Genomic DNA, 20,014 nt, shown 5'->3' with positions numbered 1-20,014 from the left:
GCTTAGTGCAGACGGCCGCTGGCATGGGCAAGCATGGTGTAGACCTTGCCGGTGTCCGACGTCAGGTAGGTCTGCGCCATGATGTTGTCGCGGTCGTTGCGCGACACGTCCTTGAGCAGCTTTTCGAAATCGTCGCAGTAACGATCGACAGCAGCGCGGAACTCCGCCTCTGACTGATATTTGCGGCGGATCTCGTCGAACGTCTGCTGGCCCTTCAGCGTGTAAAGTCGGCGCGTGAAGACGTCGCGCTCGCCGCGCCGGTAGCGGTTCCACAACTCGATCGAGGCGTCGTGATCGATGGCGCGTGCGATATCGACCGAGAGCGAGTTCAGCGATTCCACGACATGAAGCGGCGAACGCGCAGCGGGAGCCGGGCGCGGCGCTTCGGCAGGCGCTGCCGGCTTGGCGTCGTCTTCGCGCGATGCACCGGTCAGGAGGTCGCGCACCCAACCGCCCTGCGGCGTGCGGCCGTTGGGGTCGCGCTGGCGCGGCGCTTGGTCTGCCGGACGTTCGAGGTCGAGCGTGCCGCGCAGCGCCGTCTCGCCCGAAGGCGCCTGCGGTGCACGGCGCTGTTCGGGAGCCGGAGCCGGGCGACGTGGCGGTTCGGCGGGGCGTGCGGCAGGCGCTTGCGGCGCCGGACGCAGGTTGCGCTGTTCCGAACTGTCGGCGCTGCGGCCAGATTTCGCAACGATTTCAGAAAGTTCCTTCAGCGCGTTGATCTGCTCTGAAACGGCACGGCGGATAGCCGTGGTTGATTCCTTTGCCTCTTCCGGCATCTCGATGACGCCTTTCTTAAGCTCGGCCCGGGTGAGGTCGAGCTCGCTCTTGATCGAGCCGGCGGTACGCCGCATCTCCTCGGTCGCATCGGCAAAGCGCTTGGTTGCCGAATCGACCACTTCGGAAATCGCGGTACGGATCTTGTCGGCGGATTCCAGCGTCTTGCCCTCGGCGTTCTGCAGCGTCTGGCCGACCAAATTCTCGAACGAGCGCATGACCCTTTCGAGATCTTCCGACTTCTTGACAAGGCCGACGGCGAGGTCCTCCAGCGACGATTGCCTTTCGAGCGTGTGCTCAAGATTGCTCTGGGCCGAGCTCAACAGGTCCGAGGCACTGGAAAGCAACCGGCTGTGCTCGTCGAACTTGGTGGCGATTGAAGCAACCTCGCGTAAGGTCGACGACGACAGCTCGGTGAGCCGCGTCGTGTTCGAATCGACCAGACGCGCCGAACTGGCGAAGGTCTGCGCGGTCTTTTCCGTGGTCGCCGCGAAGCTTTGCGTGCTCCCGGTCAGGCGTTCGTCGACCTGGCCGAGATTGGTCGCCGCCTGCTCGATCAATTGACCGAGCTGCGAGCTGGAGGTGGTCATGCGGCCGATGAGGTCGGCAACGCTGTCGGCAAGCGTCGAGCGCGCGCCTTCGACGGCCGACAGGGTTTCGGCCGTGCGGCTGGCGATGGCGTCGACGAGGGCGGCGTTTTGATTGCGCAGCTTCTCGGTCGCACGTTCGGTGACCTCTTCCATGCTCTTTTGCAGCTCGGAGCCGCCCTGGGCGAAGCGCTCGACCAGAGGCCGCGCCGTCTCGTCCAGGATTTTCGATATTTCTGCCGAACGGGCCGCAAGCATCGTGCTGAGCTCGCGAGTATTGGCACCGATGGTCTTTGCAGCGTCATTGGTGCTCTGACCGATATGCTGGCCGACCGCGGTGAAGGTTTCGGCGATGGTGTTGGCACGCGAGACCAGTTGCGCTTCGGCACCCGAGACTTGTTCGTTGAGCTTTTGGCCCATTGTCTCGGCGGAGTAAGCGAGGCGGTTCTCGACGCTGGCGACCTGCTCCTCGACGCGGGCCGCAGTGGCGGCAGCACTCGATGCCAGGCGTTCGTCGGCACCGGCAAGCAGTTGCTCGATTTCACGGGCGTGGACTGCGAGTTCCTGGCCAGTCTGCCTGGCGCGTTCGGCAACCCGCTGCTCGGTGCTGGTGAAGGCACCGACAATGGTGTCGGCATGTTCGCCGATTGCGGTGCTGCTGTCAGCGATACGGGACACCAGGCGATGATCGGCCTCCTCGAAGATGCGGCCGATCTCGGACGCACGGGCCGAAAGTGCTTCGGAGCCCTCGGCAATGCGCGAAATAAGTTGCTGGTCGGCGGCATCGAAAATGCGGCCGAGATCCGACGCACGTGCCGCGAGCGCTTCGGCGGATTCGCCGATGCGCACGCCCAGCCGCTCGTCGGCTGTTTCGAAATTGCGCAGGATGTCGCCGGCACGCGCCGCCAGCGACTGGGCCGTTTCGATGGCGCGAGAGACCAGCCTGTGGTCCGCCGCGTCGAAGGTGCCGGCAATCTCACTTGCTCTGGCTGCCAGCTGATCGGCCGTTTCCTGGGCACGCGCGAGCAAGCTGTTCGACGTGTCGTCGACGCGGGCAATCAGTGCGCTCGACGTATCCTCGGCGCGGGCGGCGAGGCGACGATCCGCCTCTTCAAAGGTGCGGGCGATGTCCTCCGCCCTGGCGAGCAGGGCGGCCGAGGTCTGCTCGGCGCGCTCGGCGATCTTGCGGTCGGCATCGCTGAACGCCGCGCCCGCCTGCTCATGCAGCGCGCTGGTAACTTCCATGACCTTCTCGCGCAGCGCGCCGGCGACGAAGACCGCGCTTCTTTCGAGCACACTGCGCACATTGTCGACACCCGTCGACAGCGCCCGCTCCATTGTGCTGGCGCGCTCTTCAATGATGCCTGTCTGCCGGCTGAACGCCTGCTCGATCTTTTCTACGTCCGCAGCGATCGCATCAGAGATGTCGGTGCTCCTGGCGGCGATCTGATCGATATGGCCGGACAGCGAACGGTCGACATCCTTGCGCGTCTCGGCGAGCCTGGAGAGATCGTCCTGCAATGCGCGGGTCAGCATGTCGCGGCCCTCGCTCAGCTTGCCGACATGACCGGCGACAATCTCGTCGACCTCGCTGCGGCTCATTGCAAGCCTCTCCAGGTCGGCTTCCAACGCGCGCCTGAGGATGTCGCGGCCTTCCGCCAGTTTCTCGACCTGGCCGGCGACCAGCCCATCGATGCTCGAGCGGCTTTCGGCCAGCTTGGCGAGATCGTCCTCGAGCGCCTTCGACAGGGTCGAGCGGTCCTGGACGAGCTTCTCTGCGTGGGTTGCGACAAGGCTGTTGACGTTGCCGAGATCGGCTTCCAGCGCACGCGAAAACTGCGCGCGATTATCGGTCAATAGCTGCGACTGATCGGCGATGGCGCCCCTGATCGTGTTGAGATCGGCCTCCAAGGCGCGCTTGAGGATATCGCGGCCTTCGGCCAGTTTCTCGACCTGGCCGGAAACCAGTCCGTCGATGCTCGAGCGGCTTTCGGCCAGCTTGGCAAGATCGTCTTCCAAGGCGCGCTTGAGGATGTCGCGACCCTCAGCCAGCTTCTCGACCTGGCCGGCGACCAGCCCGTCGATGCTCGAACGGCTCTCTGCCAGCCTGGCAAGATCGTCCTCGAGCGCTTTCGACAGGGCCGAACGGTCTTCGGCAAGCTTGTTCATATGTTCGGAGACGACGCCCCGCACGGTCTCGAGATCGGTCTCCAGTGCCCGCGACAGCTGACCACGGTCTTCCGCCAGCTTTTCGGACTGGCTGGCGATGACGCCCTTGACGGTGCTCAGATCGGCTTCGAGCGCACGCTTGAGGATGTCGCGGCCCTCTGCCAGCTTTTCGACCTGGCCGGCAACCATCACATCGATGCTCGAGCGGCTTTCGGCCAACTTGGCGAGATCGTCTTCGAGCGCCTTCGAAAGGGTCGAACGGTCTTCGGCGAGCTTGTTCATGTGATCGGAGACAACGCCCCGCACGGCCTGCAGGTCGCTCTCCAGTGCCCGCGACAACTGGCCACGGTCTTCCGCCAGCTTTTCGGACTGGCCGGCGATGACGCCCTTGATAGCGTTCAGGTCCGATTCCAGCGCGCGCTTGAGGATGTCGCGGCCTTCGGCCAGCTTCTCGACCTGGCCGGCAACCAGCCCGTCGATGCTCGACCGACTTTCGGCCAGCTTGGCAAGATCGTCTTCAAGCGTCTTCGAAAGCAGGCTGCGATCATCGGCGAGCCTGCCCGAATGATCGGCGATCAGGCTCCTGATGTCGGACAGGTCGTTATCGAGTGACTGGGAAAGCCCGCTGCGGTCTTGCGCCAATTTCGCCGAATGGGCCTCGATGAGGCCATTGATGCCGGCAATGTCGGCTTCCAGCGCACTGGCGAGTATGGCGCGGCCCTCGGCGATCTTTTCGACCTGACCGGCGACGAGGCCGTCGATGCTGGCGCGACTCTCTGCCAGTTTGCCGAGGTCGGCCTCGAGCGCGCGCGAAAGGATGCTGCGGCCCTCGGCGAGCTTGCCGACATGCCCGGCAACCATTTCATCAATTATCGTGCGGGCTTGCACGAGTTTTCCAGAGTCTTCGTTCAAGGCCTGGGCAAGCCTGTTGCGACCCTCTTCAAGGCTTTCGAGATGGCTGCCCAGCGAAGCGTCGATCGCTGCGCGCGATTCATTGACCTTGCGCAGATCCTCTTCAAGGGCGCGCGAGATCAGGCCGCGGCCTTCGGCTAGCTTCTGCACCTGGTTAGCCACCGCTGCGTCGATTTCGGCGCGACCTTCGGCGAACTTCGCCAGATCGGCCTGCATTGCCGCCGCCATCCGGTCGCGGCTTTCGGAAAGCTTGCGGCTGTGGTTCTCGACGGCTTCCTCGATGCCGGCGCGAGCATCGGCAAGCCGCTCGATGTCCGTATCGAACGAACGCGATACGACATGGCGCGCCGCTTCCATGCGCCCGGCGAAATCGCCGGCGCGGGCTTCAAGCATGGTCGAGGTCGATGAAATGATATCGGCCATGTCGGCGCCGATCTGGGTCTTGCCCTGATCGATCATCGCCGACAGCGTCTCCTTGCTATCCTGGAAGGTGTGGGCGATTTCGCGCGCGCGCTCGACCAGCGTCTCGTTGATCTGGCGTGCGCGAGCCTCCAGCGCGGCGTTGAGCTTCTGCGTGCCGGTGTCGAGCGCCTCGGCGCGGGTCTGGAACTCGCTGATCAGCGCCTGGCCACGTTCAGCAAGCGTCCGTTCGATGCCGTTGAGACTGGCTTCGAATTCCGAATTGAGTGTGCGAGCGGCACCGCCGAGCAGCGACACCATGCCGCTCGTGCGGTCGTCGAGCAGGTCGGTCAGTGACCGCGTCAGGCCGTCGGTGGTGTCCGTCAGCTTGGCGATCCGGGTGTCGAGCAGGCTGGCGAAGGCCTCGCCCGACGTCGACAGCCGATCGGTGATCGATTCGAGCCGGCCTTCCACCGAATCGAAGATCGACATCGAGCTTCCGTTGATCCTGTCGATCAGCGTGTCGCCGGATTCGTTGATCGTCATCGACAGCTTGGTCGAGGCGTTGAGAATGCTGTCGCGAATGATATCGCTGGCGGCGTTGATCTCGTCTTTCAGTGTCTCGTGGGCGCCGGTGATCGAGGCGCGCACGCGCTCGGCATGGGTGACGACCGCTTCGCGCTCGCTGCCCAGCCCGTCGACCAGCGAGCGGATGCGGGACTCGTTCTCTGAATAGGAGCGCTCGATCTGGTTCACCTCGCTGTGGACCAGCGTTTCGAGCTCGACGGCACGCGCAAGCGTGCGTTCGATGCCTTCGCCCATGGCTGCCACCTCGCGGCGAACCGCTTGGCCGATCATCATGACGCGATCCTGGGCAAGATTTTCCGGCTCGGCCAGACGGAAGGCCACCTCGGTCATCGACTGCGCGGCAAGGCGCATCTCCTGAGCGCGGCGAATCATCACTGCGAATGCCCAGAACAGGATGACGGGCACTATTGCCGCGACCGCCAGGCCGATCAGCTCCGGACGGGCGAAAAACTGATCGAAGGTGCGGATGTTCCAGATGCCAGGTCCGAACAACAGGTTCGCAAGGCCGCCAGCGCCGGCGATCCAGGCCAGCGAAACGAAAGCCACGACCCAGTAGATCGTGTTCGAGGCGCGGCGATTGAGGGTGTGCAGGAGCGTCTTATAGTCTTTTTGACGATCGTCGTTGGCCGGCGAGAAAGCTGCCGGCTGGGAGCCATTGCGCGTTGCGACAGGACGCAACTCAGCCGGCTTGGCCTTTGGCGCGGGATTTGCGATCTGGCTTTGATTGGCGGCAGGTGCCGCGTTCTGGGTCTGGTCCGGGGCAGGCGCTTCGTTCTGGCTGCGACCTTCGCGCGCCAGTTCGTCGGCGGCTTGCGATATTTGTGCTTCGAGATCTTCCATGGATGCAGCCATGTCGAAGTCGCCGCCGGCATCGCCGCTCAGATCGATATCAAGTGCCTTTTCAAGTTCCCTGGCTACGTCGCTGTCGAGCGTTCTTGTCGTCGTTGGTTTCTTCGCCATGCCTTCGCTACCCTGTACAAGCTGCCGCGGGACTTATGGTTGTGCTTATTGATTCTGCCTAGCGTGTCCCGCGCAGGAGGCTGAAAATGGACCTGTCGTATCGTAATGACACAGCCGGGTAAAGAAAACATGCATTCCGCCCGATACGTAAAACTTTAAATATAAGGTTAACACAGCCGTGATTCCGGCGCCGTTATCGCGACATTTTTCCGGGCCAATCATTAACCCGTTGTCCACCGGATACGCCTAGTTTTTGCGGCGGTCGAAGAACGGAGTCTCAAAGTGATACGTGGCGAAAACGGCATTGCCTTCTCGATGCCCGGCGGCGACGTGTCGGGGACAGCCGGCGCACGGCCGATCGACCTGGCGCATCTTGCACGCCAGACGATGGGCGATCGGAGCCTCGAGCAGGAGGTGCTGGCTCTGTTCGTGCAGCAGGCGCTGTCGGTGCGCGACAAGATCGTCGATGCGGATGTCAGGCAGCGGCTGCTATTGGCACACGGGCTCAAAGGCTCGGCGCGCGGGGTCGGCGCCTTCGCCATTGCCGATTGCGCCAGCGCGATCGAATGCCGGCCCGAAGACGCCAGCACGCTGAAGCGGCTTGGCTCGCTGATCGAAGAAGTGCGCGACTTCGTCGCCGCCATCAGCCGATAGCGCTTATTCCCAAAACGCCACACAGCGGCGCTTTGGCGCCGTAGTTGACTTGTCCGGCAGAGTGATTATGTCGGCTCAGACTCCCTTCAGGTGACAAATGACCAAACTGACCTTCATCGCCCATGACGGCACGCATTTTGACGTGGATGCCGAAAACGGCTCGACCGTTATGGAAAATGCGATCCGCAATGCGGTGCCGGGAATAGAAGCGGAATGCGGCGGCGCCTGCGCCTGCGCGACCTGCCATGTTTATGTCGACGAAGCCTGGACGGCGGAGGTCGGCGAGCCGGAAGCCATGGAAGAGGACATGCTGGATTTCGCCTACGAGGTCCAGCCGAACTCGCGGCTGTCATGCCAGATCAAGGTGCGCGACGCCCTCGAGGGGCTGGTCGTGCGCGTGCCGGCCCGCCAGGGGTGAAGCCGATTTTTGCGGCTGCCGCTTGGCAGCGGACCAATGGTCATGCAGTGTCGCGCCGTTTTCCCATAAAGGCGCATGCTTCATGACCGCTATCACCAAGACGGACGTACTCATTGTCGGGGCAGGGCCTGTCGGCCTGTTTGCCGTATTCGAGCTCGGCCTCTTCGACATGAAGTGCCATCTGATCGACATACTCGACCGGCCCGGCGGGCAGTGTGCCGAACTCTACCCGGAAAAGCCGATCTACGACATTCCGGGCTGGCCCTCGATCTCGGCACAAGGTCTGGTCGACAAGCTGCTTGAGCAGATCGCGCCGTTCAAGCCCGAATTCACCTATAACCGCATGGTTTCGGGCCTGGAAAGGCTGGACGACGGCAGCTTCCGCGTCACCACCGACGAAAACGAGGTGTTCGAAGCCAAAATTGTGGTGATCGCCGCCGGCGGCGGCTCTTTCCAGCCGAAGCGGCCGCCGATCCCAGGCATCGAACCTTATGAAGGCAAGAGCGTGTTCTACTCGGTGCGCCGGATGGAGGACTTTCGCGGCCATGACCTCGTCATCGTCGGCGGCGGCGATTCGGCGCTCGACTGGACGCTGAATCTGCAGCCGGTGGCGAAGAGCGTCACACTGGTGCACCGGCGGCCCGAATTCCGTGCAGCGCCCGACAGCGTCAACAAGATGTATGCCATGCAGGAGATGAAGCAGCTGGAATTCCAGGTCGGACAGGTGACTGGCCTGACCGGCGCCGACGGCCGGCTCGCCTCCGCCACCATCAAGGGGCCGGAGGGCGATATCGAAGTGCCGTGTACGCGGATGCTGCCGTTCTTCGGCCTGACGATGAAGCTCGGCCCAATCGCCGAATGGGGCCTCAACCTTCACGAGAACCTGATCCCGGTCGACACCGAAAAATTCCAGACGTCGGTGCCCGGCATCTTCGCCGTCGGCGACATCAACTGGTACCCCGGCAAGCTGAAGCTGATCCTGTCGGGCTTCCACGAGGTCGCCTTGATGGCGCAAGCGGCCAAGCGCATCGTCAGCCCCGGCGAGCGCATCGTTTTTCAGTATACGACCTCGTCAACCAGTCTGCAGAAGAAGCTCGGCGTGGTCGACTGAACCTCGCCATATTTTCGTCGGGCCGGTCTACTCCGCCAAGGCTGGAGCCACAGCCTCGGCATGGCCGCGAAGCGTTTTCTCCGGCATCAGCCAGAGCGTGATGAGCGACAACAGCAAGATCGCGGCCGCGGCAAGAAAGATCATCACGAACGGCATGGCCGAGGCGATATGGCCGGCCGGCTGCGTGCCTTCGCTGGCCAGCGGCAGGCCGTAACCAAGGGCGACGGCACCAAGCATGGCGACGCCGAGCGCACTGCCCAGCGAGCGCAGGAAGGTGAGAACGCCGGTCGCCACGCCAAGGTGCATGCGATCGACGGCGTTCTGGACCGAGACGGTGGCAACCGGAAAGGTCGTGCCTGTGCCCAGGCCTACGCAGGTCGTCAACACCTCGACGAGCAACAGTGAGGCATGCCCGGCGACCAGGCTGAGCACGCCGAGGCACAGGATCGAGAAAACAGTTCCGATCATGGCAATGCGCTTATAGTGGAAAAAGCGCGGGATCATTCGCGCGCTGAAGGTCGCACCGGCCACCGTGCCGAGCATCAGCCCAAGCAATGCGGTGCCCGATTGACTGACCGACAGGCCGACGACCGATTGCAGGTAGACCGGCAGATAGACCGACAAGCCGACATTGGCGGCCTGCAGCAGGAACATCGACAATGTGCCAGCGAGAACGATCGGATTGCCGAGCACTTCGAGCGAGATCAGCGGTTCGGCCGCGCGCATGAGCCGTAGCGCGAACGCGCTCCAGAACACCGCCGAGCAGGCGAGCAGTCCAAGGATTTCAGGCGACAGCCACGGATACTCGCTGCCGCCCCAGTTCAAGGCAAGCAGCAGCAGCGAGGTGGCCGCGACCAGAAGCAGCGCGGCGAGGCCGTCGATGCGGTGATGTTTTGCGGCGATCGGCAGCTTCTTGAGCGGGTTGTTGATGATCGCCATGGCCAGCAGGCCGAGCGGAATGTTGATCCAGAAGATCAGCGACCAATGCAAATGTTCGGCGAAGGTGCCGCCGAGCAGCGGCCCGGCGATGCTGGCGACGGCCCATGTGCCCGAGATCCAGGCGGCGTATCGGGCCCGCTCGCGCGGCGGCACGAGGTCGCCGATCACGGTCTGCGTCAGGGCGAACAGGCCACCGCCACCAGCGCCCTGGATCGCCCGGCCGACAACCAGGACCAGCATGTTGGGGGCCGTGGCGCTGACCAGCGAGCCGGCGAGAAAGATCAGGATTGCAGCATAGACGGTCGGCCGGCGACCATAAATATCGGAGATCTTGCCGTAGAGCGGCGCCACGGCGGTCGCGGTCAGAAGATAGCCGGTCACGATCCATGGCAGATATTCGGCATGCCCGAGCAGACGTGCCATCGTCGGCATCGCCGGCGCGACGATGGTCTGGTCGAGCGCCGCCAGCAACATCGACAAAAGCACGCCGCCGATGATGGCGTTTTTCTCGGTTTCGGTCAGCGGCGCGCTGGTTTCCACCATCGTTTGCTTGTCGACAGCCTGGTCCATATCCGTTCATCCATTATGCCTGCGTGCACGTCCGCGACGGGCTGGGAAGCATCTAGTACGCCGATTGGCGTTGCCGGAGGCTGATCCCTGCGAACCTGGCATATGTCGTTCGCTATAGGCCGATTTCGACAGCGGCTCGAAAGTTTTCCGAATCTGGCACTATGTTTCGGCAAAATTGGCTTTGTCCGACGACGCGGAGTTCAGCCGGGAGCGAGCCGGCCGTTCTCAATGCGCTCGATGCGATAGTGCAAAAGCCGCAGGATGCGGCTTTGGAAATTGGCGCTTTCGACACGATCGAAGCGCATCTGGTCATGGTCGTGTTTGGCAAGCATGGCCGCAGTGATTTTTGCGGCCTCGGCCTTTGCCAGTTCGCAGGTCTTTTCCGGGTAGCTCGCCTTCAAGGCGTCTTCTAGTTCGCGGCCGTGGTTCTTGGCAATCTCGACGTGGCGTTCCTCATGGCGCTTGATGTCGGCGGACAACGTATCCCAGAACAGCCTGACGCCGGCATCGGCTTTGCGCGGGCGGCGCCACTCAGGAAGGATGACCTTGACCTTGACGGTGACGACAGCGTCGGCAATCCAGCACGAGCCCGGCTTTTGCGCATAGCTGACGCGGGTGGTGAACGCCATCTGGGTAGCTCCCGGATGCCGCGACCCGGTGCTTTTCACCTGAGGCCCGAGTTTCGACAGCTGGGTCTCGATGTCGTCGAGCGTCCTGCCGCCGATCGGGAAATAACTATATGTCTTGACGAGCGTTGCAGCGCCGGCCGGGAATGCGGTCAGGGCGAGCACCAGGGCGCAAAGGAGGGATCGTTTCATCGTGTTGCCTCTTTGCCCACCTTGCTTTACCGCCGTCCTCGGCGCAACGGAATTGATCCCCCGCCACGCCGCGGGATCGAACATGGTTGATGGGCAATGATGACAGGGCGATGGCAGTTGGCGCACGGACGCCATCTCGACCTTGGCGGCAAGGCCGTGGTCGTCGGCATCCTCAACATCACGCCGGACAGTTTTTCCGACGGCGGCCTGTTCGATGCGCCGGAAAAAGCAGTGGCCCAGGCGCGCCGCATGGTCGAGGAGGGGGCCTCTGTCATCGACATCGGCGGAGAATCGACACGTCCCGGGGCGTCTGCGGTCTCCGCAAAGGAGGAACAAACCCGCATACTGCCCGTCATCGAGGCGCTGGTGAAGGCCGGCGGAACGCTGATCTCGGTCGATACCTATCGCGAGGATACGGCCCGGCTTGCCGTCCAAGCCGGCGCGCATATCGTCAATGACGTCTGGGGCCTGCAGCGCGAGCCGGGCATTGCCCGCGTCGCGGCCGAAACCGGCGCTGGCCTTGTCGTCATGCACACGGGACGGGACCGGCAGAAACTGCCCGACGTGATTGCCGATCAGCTCTTCTTCCTCAGGAAGTCGCTGGAAATCGCGCGGCGGAGCGGTGTTGCCGACGATCATATCGTGCTCGATCCGGGCTTCGGCTTTGCCAAGGAGACGGCAGCGGAAAATCTTGACCTGATGGCACGGTTTTCCGAGCTTCATGCGCTGGGTTTTCCACTGATGGCCGGCACATCGCGAAAGCGCTTTATCGGCACCGTCACCGGCCGCGACGCAGCCGCAAGAGGCGCCGGGACCGCGGCCACCAGCGTCATCCTGAGGCTCAAAGGCGCGCATCTCTTTCGCGTCCACGATGTCGCAATCAACGTGGATGCGCTGGCCATCGCCGATGCTATGCTGGCACGTGAGATCGGGGAAAGCTGAGCCATGTATGTCATCCGCATGAAGAACTGCGCCTTCTTTGCCCGGCACGGTGTGCTGGACGAAGAAGAGACGCTCGGCCAGCGCTTTTATGTCGATGCGGCACTCTCGGTGGATCCCGGGCGGGCGCTGGTCGAGGATTCCATCGAGGACACCGTCAATTACGGCATCGCCTTTGCGGTCATCGAGAAGATCATTACCGGCGAACGGCGTTTTCTGATCGAAGCGCTGGCGCTCGAAGTGGCGAGGGCGCTGACGGCGCGGTTTCCGCAGATCAAGAAGGCCGAAATCACCGTGCGCAAACCGAACGCCCCGGTGCCGGGTGTGCTCGATCATGTCGAGGTGACCGTTGTCTGGCCAGAATAGTAATAACAACAACACCGTCTATCTCAGCCTTGGCGGCAATCTCGGTGATCCGGCGAAGTCGATGGCTGCGGCACTGGGCATTCTGGATGCCAACGAGAGAACGCGCGTCGTTGCCGTTTCGTCGCTCTACCGCACGCCGCCCTGGGGCAAGCTCGATCAGCCGGATTTCCTCAACGCGGCGGCCGAAATCTCGACCGCGCTCGCGCCACGGGCTTTGCTCGACCTTTGCCTCGACGCCGAGCGAAAACTGAAGCGGGTGCGCGAGGAGCGCTGGGGTCCACGCCTGATCGATATCGACATTCTGGTGTTCGGCGACCGCATCATCCACGAGACCGGACTGGAGGTGCCGCATCCGCGCATGCTGGAGCGCGCCTTCGTGCTGGCGCCGCTGGCAGAAATTGCGCCCGAGCTTGTGGTCGACGGCAAGAGCGTATCGGAGCGGCTGGCCGCCGTCGACACATCGGGCATTGAGCGGCTGGCGTCAGGCCGGGATTGGTGGAAAACCTGATGCTGTCGCCATCGGTGCCTGAAATCAGCCGGAGAACCCACCTCCGTCGAGGAACATTTGTTCGTCCGGTGTCGTCTCGCGGCCAAGCATCCTGTTTCGATGCGGAAAGCGGCCGAAGCGCTGGATGATGTCGCGATGCTCGATCGCATATTTCAGATAGATCGGGGCTTTGGCGGCGGTAAGCTCTACCGATTTGAGCTGATCGGTGAGGTCCTCCGAATGCTCATAGGGCAGATAGAGAAAAACGCGGAGCTCTTCGTCGAGTGCCAGGTCATGGCCGGCAGCGATCGCTTTCCCGGCGAAATGCCGCGCCAGCGGGTCCGTGGCGTACATGTGGCCGGTGGCGCGAAAGCAGTTTCGCGGAAACTGGTCGAGCAGGATCATCAGTGCCAGCGACCCTTCGGCGTGTTCGGACCAGCCGTCGCATTCGCGGCGGGCGGCGGCAAAGTGCAGCTCGAGAAACCGGGTGCGGAAGTCGGCATCAAAGGCGTCGTTCTTCTCGAACCACGCGTCCTCCCCGGCGTCGCTCCAGAATCTGGTGATGGAGACAGCGCGGTCGTCCAGTTCGTTCATCATTCGCGTCTTTCCAACGTTTAATCGGCCGGTTCGGATTTCTGCAGCACGCCGGCGGTCTCCTCGTTGAGCGCCTGGCCCACGCGCCGTGGCGTGCTGAGCGGCGTCGGGATGGGGGTGCCGATATTGCCTTTGAGGAAGCGCCGCCCGGCGCGGATGCCTTCTGCCTGTTGAAGTTCGAAACGGGCAGCATCGCGGCGGCGGACGTCCTCGACTACCTCGGCGACCTCCTCCGGATCGACGCCGAGAGCTTCCAGTGTCGAGCCGCCGAAGACAAGCGCCGATTCGAACGTCTCGCGGAGCTGATAGTCGACGCCGGCACGAATGAGCTGCAACGCCGTGCCGCGGTCGAAAGCCCGCGCCAGCACCGTCAGCAACGGAAACTCCGCCTTGATGAGCTCGGCGATGCGCACGGCGGCATCGGGCTTGTCAACGCAGATCAGCACGGCGCGTGCGCGCCCGGCTCCCGCGGCACGCAGGATGTCCAGCCGCGTGCCGTCGCCGTAATAGACCTTGAAGCCGAAATCGGCCGCCGCCTGGATCATCTCGACCTCATTGTCGATGATCGAGACGTCGATGCCGCGCAACAAAAGCGGCTGGCTGGCGATCTGGCCGAACCGGCCAAAGCCGATGATCAGCACGCTGCCGGTCAGGCCTTCGGCGACATCGACGCCTTCAAGCGACTGCTCGTCGCGCGGCGTCAGATACCGCAATGCTATGATCGCTAAGGGCGTCAGCACCATGGAAATGATGACGATGGCGGTCAGCATCGCATTGGCCTGGCTATCGATGATACCGACAGCCGCCGCTGCGGAATAGAGGACGAAGGCGAATTCGCCGCCTTGCGCCATGAAGACCGCGCGCTCGAGCGCTTCCCGGTGGCCGGTTTTGAGAATGCGGGCGACGATGTAGATGCCGATCGCCTTCATCATCATGTAGGCGACGACATAGATGGCAATGAGCTGCCAGTTGACGACGACCACATGCAGGTCGAGCGACATGCCGACGGCGAGGAAGAACAGCCCGAGCAGAATGCCGCGGAACGGTTCGATGTCGGCCTCCAGCTGATGGCGGAAGGTCGATTCCGACAAAAGCACGCCGGCCAGGAAGGCGCCCATGGCCATCGACAGGCCGGAAAGCTGCATGGCAAGCGCTGACCCGAGCACGACCAGAAGGGCGGCAGCGGTCATCACCTCGCGGGCGCGCGCATCCGCCAGGATACGGAAGAACGGATTGAGCAGATAGCGTCCTGCAAGCACCAGCCCGACGATCGCGGCAAGGCCGATGCCGACCTCCGTCAACCGATCCGACAGGCTCATATCGGCGCCGCCCGGCGCGAGGAAGGCGATCAGCGCCAGCAATGGCACGATGGCCAGGTCTTCCAAGAGCAGGACCGAGACGATGCGCTGGCCCTTGGGCGTGGCCAGGTCGCCGCGTTCTTCCAGCAATTGCATGACGATTGCCGTCGAGGTGAGTACGAAACCGGCGCCGGCGACGAAGGATTGCGCGATCGGGAAACCTCCCGCCAGGCCGACGCCGGTCAGCAGGACCGCGCAGACGCCGACCTGCAGCGCGCCAAGCCCGAAGATCTCGCGGCGCATGCCCCATAGCCGTGACGGCTGCATTTCCAGCCCGATAATGAACAGGAACATGACGACGCCGAGTTCGGCGACATGAAGAATGGCTTCCGATTCGGAAAAAATGCGCAGCCCGAACGGGCCGATCACGACGCCGGCCGTCAAATAGCCGAGGATGGAGCCAAGTCCGATGCGCCTGAAGATCGGCACCGCAACGACGCCGGCGGCGAGCAGCGCCACCACCTGGATCAGATCGCCGTTCGATGCCTCTGCCGCCATGCCTGCCGTTCCGCTCTCTTGCAACAAGCGGCCAAGATAGGGGCTTCGGGGCGGATCGAACAGTGCGAATCCGGCGCGTTGTGAAGGCGATATTGCAGGCGCACCGAACAGGATAATGGGCTCCCGCGCGTTGCTTGTTCCAGCAATCGGGCGCTAAGGACGCCCGGCTTCGGCCAGTGAAGGGCGAGCGTCGATCAAGTCGCGGCCCTTTCAGGCGGTGACAACCAAGTATCAGGGCGGCACGACAGCAGCCGAGGCCTGCAAGGCCTATGACGAGGTGATTGCCGCGATCAAGGGCTGAGCACTTATTTGCAAATCAAAAGATGGCGGCGCCGTTTGGCCGCCGCCTTTTTCACGCCGAAAGCTCAGTTCGGAGTTACAGAGCCGACCTCGACTGCATCGATCCGCTTCAGCTTCATGCCGATGACCGGGACCAGCTGCTGGTCGACGCGCACGGCAACGGTCACCGTCATTGAATTGTCGTCGGGGACAAGCGCCTGCATCACGCCGCGCAACTGATTGCGATTGATGGTGAAAACCACCTTGTGCGCATCGACGACATTGCCGCCGATAATGTCGAGGCCGGAGCCGGCGGCCCCGCCCATAAAGCTGCCCTTGTAGCCCTGCCGGCCCTTGTGTTCGATCGTTGCCGACATCTGCTGGGTGAACATGCCTACCCGACAGCCGCCGTCGAGCGACATGCCGACCTTGCCGTCAGGCGTCGAGCCGATGAAGCTGCAGGTGAATTTCGTGCCCTTGTATTTGCCGGCAACGATTTCCCCGGGGCCGACCCATTTGCCTTCGACCGACCGAAAGAACTGCTTGTCCGGTTCCGCCGCCGAGGTCTTTCCGGCAATGCCGACGGTTGCGACAAGCGCGAGTGCCACGGGCAGCCCGCTGGACAGAATAACGCTTTTCATCGACGACACCCGGCAACAAAGAGACTGGTTTGGACGCTTCCGACCATGGACAAGATTGGTTAATGCTTTGTCACCCCAAGGCAATAGTCACGTTCCGGAAGCGGATGTTTCTTTTTCTTTCTTTGCTGCAAAGGAGGTCAGCGCGGAGAGGAAATCGCCCAATCCGGGCCGCCTGACCGCGTAAAAGGGCAGGGGCCTTGCGGTTTCCATCGCTGCAATGCCGATGCGCGCAGTCATCATGCCGTTGACGACGCCTTCGCCGAGCTTGGCCGAGAGCCGGGCGGCAAGGCCGTGGCCGACGATCTGCTGGACGAAACTGTCGCCGACGGCGATCGACCCGGTGACCGCGAGATGGGCCAGAACGCTGCGCGCCAGGCGAAAAAAGCCAAGCGTGCCGGGGCGGCCGCCATAAAGCTCCGACAGCCGGCGAATCAACCGGCCGGCTTCGAACACGACATAAGCGACGTCGACCAGCGCGCGGGGGCTGACCGCGGTCACCAGGGAGACGCGCTTCGCCGCTTCGAGGATCATCACCCTGGCGCGGGCATCGAGCGGGCCGAGTATCTCGGTCTCGGCCAGCCGCACCAGATTGCCGCCATCAATGATCTCGCCGCGCAATTCGGCCAGCGAGCGCCTGCCGGCCGCGGTTTCAGGCTTGGCCGAGACAAAGACCGACAACTCGTCGACGACGGCGCGGGCGGCCTTCGGATCGTCACGGGCAATCGCATCGAGCGCCCGCTTCTGCAACTTTTCGACCTCGGCAAGGCGGGCAATCGCCATGAATTCGCGCACGAGGATGATCAGAAGCGCCAGGATGGCGATCGCGGCCATAGCGGCAGCCAGCCAGCCCAGCCACTCGGCGCGCTCGAACAGGTCGCGAATCAGCTGGTCGGTCCAGAGGCCGACGGCGAGCGAAACCAGAACGCCCAGCGCGCCGAAGAACAGGCTGCCAAGCAGCGAACGTTTTCGCGGCGCAATCGCCGGCGGCGGTTCGGCGGCGACGATATCAGGCTCGTCGAAGACGTCGATCTCCGCCGGTGTGACCACGGCAAGATCCGCCGTCACGGTACGCGGCTTTCGCGCCGGCGCGGCCCCGGACGCAGTATGGTGAGCCGTCGAATCTTCCTTCTGCTGGGGCTCCGGCTCGATGCGAAAGGCCGCCGGTCTGCGGGGCGCACTCATGCGAGATGATCTCCGATCAGGAACTGCAGCGCGCGGTCGAGCCTGATATGCGGCAGCGACAGCGTGACGCCCTCGGCGGTGCGCTCGAGTTTCGGCGGGCGAAAGCGCACGAAGCGGATCGCGGGGTCGTCATCGTTCTGCCGGCGGGTCGATTCGGAAACATCGAACACCGCATCAACTTTCTCCGGCAAGTCACCGGGAAATATGGCTGTTTCTGTCTTTCCGTCAAAGGTTTCGCCATCGATTTTTTCGCCGCGCAACGGCATGCCGATAATGACCGGCAAAGTTTCGCGGCCCTGCTTGACCGTGCCTTCCCGGGTCGCGCGCATGGCAGCCATAGCGACGACGTTGACGTCGGCGCCGGTGAAATTCGCCCGCGCCACGGCTCGGTCGGCTAGCCGCCGCACGATCGCCTGCAGCCGGTCGTGGCTTTCGTGGTGCAGATGGTCGGCCTTGGTCGCGGCCACCAATATACGGTCGATACGCCTCGAAAACAGGTCGGTCAGGAAATTGCCCCGGCCGGGCCGGAAACAGGACAGGATTTCGGTGACCGCGCGCTCTAGATCGGCCATCGCACCGGGGCCGGCATTCAATGCCTGCAATGCGTCGATCAGCACGATCTGGCGGTCGAGACGCGTGATGTGTTCGCGAAAAAACGGTTTGACGACATGCGTCTTGTAAGCCTCGTAGCGCCGCTCCATCATAGCCTGCAGCGATCCCGAGCGGGCGCGCCGGCCGCCCAGATTCGGCAGCGGCGCGAAGGTGAGAGCGGGCGAGCCTTCAAGATCGCCGGGCATCAGGAAGCGGCCGGGCGGCAAGGTCGAAAGCGCCCGCTCGTCGAGTTTACAGGCCTTGAGATAGGCCGCGAAGCTCTCAGCGAGACGGCGCGCCGTCATCTCGTCGGCCTCGGCGTTGGGGTCGACCGGATCGGAGAGCGCCCGCCATTCCCGCGAAAGGTCGACACGCACCGCCAACACGGCCATCTCGAAGGCCTCACGCGAAAAATCGGCGTAGGACTTGCCGAGCAGCGGCAGGTCGAGCAGCCATTCGCCGGGATAATCGACGATGTCGACCGACAATTTGCCGGCGGAAAACATGCGGCTCCAGCCAGAGGCCGATTCGTATTCGATGGTGAGCCTCAGTTCGGAAATCGCACGCGTCGAATCCGGCCAGACGCGATCGTCGACAAGAGCTGCGATGTGATCCTCGTACTGGAAGCGTGGGACCGCGTCGTCCGGCTGCTCTTCGAGAAAAGCCCTGGCGATGCGCCCCGATTTTTGTGCCTCAAACAGCGGCAAGCGTCCGCCATGGACGAGATTGTGCACAAGGGCCGAGATGAACACCGTCTTGCCGGCGCGGGACAGCCCGGTCACGCCAAGACGCAGTGACGGAGCGAAAAGCCCGGCAGCGCGGCCTGACAACGTATCCAAGGCAATCTTCGCCTCGTCGGTAAAAGTCGTCAGCGCTGATGGCAAATCTGTTCTCGCGGGCCGGTCAGGATCCGATATAGGCTTTGATGCGCGGCTTTGAAATGGCCTCAGATATCGGCAGGCGTCAGGAAGGCTTCGAGATAGCCGGTGCCTGGCGCAGCCTCGGCAAGTCTGCCGTTGAACCGGACCACCGCAAGTGCGGAGGTCGGGAAGCCGTGGTTCAGCATGGCCCGCGCGGTCTCGTCGCCGTCGCCTGAGAGCGCCATGGCGAGATCCTCAATCATCGGATTGTGGCCGATGACGAGCAAGGCATCCAGCCCGCCATTCTGCCGGATGGCAGTGAGGTACGCGGCGGCATCGTCGCTGTAGAGGGTGTCACAGAACAGCACCCGGCCCGTGTCCGTGTGGCCAGCCAGGCTTTCCAGCGTCTGGCGGGCGCGCTTGGCGCTTGAGCAAAGGGTGAGGGCCGGTGCGTATTTGCGGGAACGCATCAGGACGCCCATCGCTTCGGCATCGGCGAAGCCGGATGGATCGAGCGGGCGGTCGAAGTCAGCCACGCCAGGCAGCGCCCAGCCGGCCTTCGCATGCCTCAGCAGGTAAAGTCTGGTCACCGGATCCCCGTTGTGCCGGGCACCGAACCCGTCAGCACGCCGCAGGATTTGCCATCAGAAGAGCTCCGTGCGCAATGGCAAGCGCCCCTCAAGCATAGCGAATCATGTACGGATTCGGTCGTATTCTTCGCAAAAAGGGCATCGCCGACGCCGTTTTGTCCGAGACTAACAATTGCGTGAAACTGTCGTCGATTGACCTTGTGCAGCTTTCGGTCCGCGAATATATAGGCGCCAAATTTGGGGTTTGTTGGGTGAGTCGAATGAACGACATCGTTACCGCCGATTACGTACCCTCCGAAGACGAGCCGTTCATGAACGAGCGGCAGAAATCCTACTTTCGCATGAAGCTCGTCACCTGGAAGAACGACATCTTGCGCGAAGCGCGCGAAACTCTTGAAATCCTGCAGCAGGAAAACGCCAACCACCCCGACCTCGCCGATCGCGCCTCCTCCGAAACCGACCGCGCCATCGAACTTCGCGCCCGCGATCGCCAGCGAAAACTCATCTCCAAGATCGATTCGGCCCTCCAGCGCCTTGACGAAGGCACTTACGGTTATTGCGAGGAGACGGGCGAGCCGATCGCGCTGAAGCGGCTCGACGCGCGCCCGATCGCCACCTTGTCGATCGAGGCACAGGAGCGCCATGAGCGGCGCGAGAAGGTCTACCGCGACGACTGAGTCGCCGGGAAAAACAGCGGCATCGGTAAAGCGTTCACAATGGCCGGTTTTCC

At 63.2% G+C, this 20,014-nt stretch carries 16 protein-coding genes; 7 read left to right on the top strand and 9 right to left on the bottom strand.

What is annotated here, in order from left to right:
- Positions 1-2 precede the first annotated feature (2 nt).
- Positions 3-6,389 (bottom strand): apolipoprotein A-IV repeat region-like domain-containing protein, encoded by a 6,387-nt coding sequence (locus NKH99_RS19780; protein ID WP_353015082.1) that lies wholly within the window; start codon positions 6,387-6,389, stop codon positions 3-5.
- Positions 6,390-6,674: 285 nt separating this feature from the next.
- Here NKH99_RS19780 and NKH99_RS19775 point away from each other — a divergent pair, with 285 nt between their 5' ends.
- From NKH99_RS19775 to NKH99_RS19765, 3 genes are all read left to right on the top strand, one after another.
- Positions 6,675-7,043, top strand: a complete 369-nt coding sequence (locus tag NKH99_RS19775) for an Hpt domain-containing protein (protein ID WP_292660938.1) — start codon at positions 6,675-6,677, stop codon at positions 7,041-7,043.
- Between the two features lie 97 nt (positions 7,044-7,140).
- Positions 7,141-7,461: a 2Fe-2S iron-sulfur cluster-binding protein gene (locus NKH99_RS19770; RefSeq protein WP_353015080.1), complete on the top strand. Its 321-nt coding sequence runs from the start codon at positions 7,141-7,143 to the stop codon at positions 7,459-7,461.
- 82 nt (positions 7,462-7,543) lie between these two features.
- Positions 7,544-8,572, top strand: a complete 1,029-nt coding sequence (locus NKH99_RS19765) for an NAD(P)/FAD-dependent oxidoreductase (protein WP_353015078.1) — start codon at positions 7,544-7,546, stop codon at positions 8,570-8,572.
- A 27-nt stretch (positions 8,573-8,599) separates the two neighbouring features.
- On the opposite strand, the gene NKH99_RS19760 is transcribed toward NKH99_RS19765, so the two are convergent.
- Positions 8,600-10,081 carry an MDR family MFS transporter gene (locus tag NKH99_RS19760; RefSeq protein WP_353015076.1) on the bottom strand — a complete coding sequence of 494 codons (1,482 nt, stop codon included), beginning with the start codon at positions 10,079-10,081 and terminating at the stop codon, positions 8,600-8,602.
- 200 nt (positions 10,082-10,281) lie between these two features.
- Positions 10,282-10,899 (bottom strand): DUF922 domain-containing Zn-dependent protease, encoded by a 618-nt coding sequence (locus NKH99_RS19755; RefSeq protein ID WP_352996696.1) that lies wholly within the window; start codon positions 10,897-10,899, stop codon positions 10,282-10,284.
- Positions 10,900-10,995: 96 nt separating this feature from the next.
- Between NKH99_RS19755 and folP the strand changes: the two genes are divergently transcribed.
- The 3 genes from folP to folK are packed head-to-tail and all read left to right on the top strand — an operon-like array spanning position 10,996 to position 12,712.
- Positions 10,996-11,841 (top strand): dihydropteroate synthase, encoded by an 846-nt coding sequence (gene folP, locus NKH99_RS19750; protein WP_352540612.1) that lies wholly within the window; start codon positions 10,996-10,998, stop codon positions 11,839-11,841.
- A 3-nt stretch (positions 11,842-11,844) separates the two neighbouring features.
- Positions 11,845-12,204 (top strand): dihydroneopterin aldolase, encoded by a 360-nt coding sequence (folB, locus tag NKH99_RS19745; protein ID WP_353015073.1) that lies wholly within the window; start codon positions 11,845-11,847, stop codon positions 12,202-12,204.
- A complete protein-coding gene (folK, locus tag NKH99_RS19740; RefSeq protein ID WP_352471720.1) occupies positions 12,188-12,712 on the top strand; it encodes a 2-amino-4-hydroxy-6-hydroxymethyldihydropteridine diphosphokinase in 525 nt (174 codons plus the stop codon). The genes folB and folK overlap by 17 nt, the downstream gene beginning before the upstream one ends.
- A 24-nt stretch (positions 12,713-12,736) precedes the next feature.
- Here folK and NKH99_RS19735 read toward each other — a convergent pair whose 3' ends face one another.
- The 6 genes from NKH99_RS19735 to NKH99_RS19710 form a co-directional block, all read right to left on the bottom strand.
- Entirely contained in the window at positions 12,737-13,285 is a 549-nt protein-coding gene (locus tag NKH99_RS19735) for a DUF924 family protein (RefSeq protein WP_353015132.1), read from the bottom strand.
- A 20-nt stretch (positions 13,286-13,305) separates the two neighbouring features.
- Positions 13,306-15,141: a monovalent cation:proton antiporter-2 (CPA2) family protein gene (locus NKH99_RS19730; RefSeq protein WP_352682898.1), complete on the bottom strand. Its 1,836-nt coding sequence runs from the start codon at positions 15,139-15,141 to the stop codon at positions 13,306-13,308.
- 365 nt (positions 15,142-15,506) lie between these two features.
- A complete protein-coding gene (locus tag NKH99_RS19725) occupies positions 15,507-16,061 on the bottom strand; it encodes a hypothetical protein (RefSeq protein WP_352720119.1) in 555 nt (184 codons plus the stop codon).
- 87 nt (positions 16,062-16,148) lie between these two features.
- Positions 16,149-17,243 (bottom strand): YcjF family protein, encoded by a 1,095-nt coding sequence (locus NKH99_RS19720; RefSeq protein WP_352471717.1) that lies wholly within the window; start codon positions 17,241-17,243, stop codon positions 16,149-16,151.
- A complete protein-coding gene (locus tag NKH99_RS19715; RefSeq protein WP_352502493.1) occupies positions 17,240-18,718 on the bottom strand; it encodes a YcjX family GTP-binding protein in 1,479 nt (492 codons plus the stop codon). The genes NKH99_RS19720 and NKH99_RS19715 overlap by 4 nt, the downstream gene beginning before the upstream one ends.
- A 62-nt stretch (positions 18,719-18,780) precedes the next feature.
- Positions 18,781-19,284 (bottom strand): SixA phosphatase family protein, encoded by a 504-nt coding sequence (locus NKH99_RS19710; protein ID WP_352471715.1) that lies wholly within the window; start codon positions 19,282-19,284, stop codon positions 18,781-18,783.
- A gap of 260 nt (positions 19,285-19,544) precedes the next feature.
- On the opposite strand from NKH99_RS19710, the gene dksA reads away from it, so the two are divergent.
- Positions 19,545-19,961, top strand: a complete 417-nt coding sequence (dksA, locus tag NKH99_RS19705; protein ID WP_023674847.1) for an RNA polymerase-binding protein DksA — start codon at positions 19,545-19,547, stop codon at positions 19,959-19,961.
- The last annotated feature ends 53 nt before the right edge of the window (positions 19,962-20,014 follow it).

Origin of the sequence: Mesorhizobium sp. M0854 (assembly GCF_040319815.1) — a bacterium.
Lineage (GTDB): Bacteria > Pseudomonadota > Alphaproteobacteria > Rhizobiales > Rhizobiaceae > Mesorhizobium.
This window is presented reverse-complemented; position numbering and strand designations above follow the sequence as displayed.

Bases quoted from the DNA above. Each gene is read 5' to 3' on its own strand.
- NKH99_RS19780 (WP_353015082.1), bottom strand. From the start codon at position 6,389: ATGGCGAAGAAACCAACGACGACAAGAACGCTCGACAGCGACGTAGCC.
- NKH99_RS19770 (WP_353015080.1), top strand. From the start codon at position 7,141: ATGACCAAACTGACCTTCATCGCCCATGACGGCACGCATTTTGACGTG.
- NKH99_RS19765 (WP_353015078.1), top strand. From the start codon at position 7,544: ATGACCGCTATCACCAAGACGGACGTACTCATTGTCGGGGCAGGGCCT.
- NKH99_RS19760 (WP_353015076.1), bottom strand. From the start codon at position 10,081: ATGGACCAGGCTGTCGACAAGCAAACGATGGTGGAAACCAGCGCGCCG.
- NKH99_RS19755 (WP_352996696.1), bottom strand. From the start codon at position 10,899: ATGAAACGATCCCTCCTTTGCGCCCTGGTGCTCGCCCTGACCGCATTC.
- folP (WP_352540612.1), top strand. From the start codon at position 10,996: ATGATGACAGGGCGATGGCAGTTGGCGCACGGACGCCATCTCGACCTT.
- folB (WP_353015073.1), top strand. From the start codon at position 11,845: ATGTATGTCATCCGCATGAAGAACTGCGCCTTCTTTGCCCGGCACGGT.
- NKH99_RS19735 (WP_353015132.1), bottom strand. From the start codon at position 13,285: ATGAACGAACTGGACGACCGCGCTGTCTCCATCACCAGATTCTGGAGC.
- NKH99_RS19730 (WP_352682898.1), bottom strand. From the start codon at position 15,141: ATGGCGGCAGAGGCATCGAACGGCGATCTGATCCAGGTGGTGGCGCTG.
- NKH99_RS19725 (WP_352720119.1), bottom strand. From the start codon at position 16,061: ATGAAAAGCGTTATTCTGTCCAGCGGGCTGCCCGTGGCACTCGCGCTT.
- NKH99_RS19720 (WP_352471717.1), bottom strand. From the start codon at position 17,243: ATGAGTGCGCCCCGCAGACCGGCGGCCTTTCGCATCGAGCCGGAGCCC.
- dksA (WP_023674847.1), top strand. From the start codon at position 19,545: ATGAACGACATCGTTACCGCCGATTACGTACCCTCCGAAGACGAGCCG.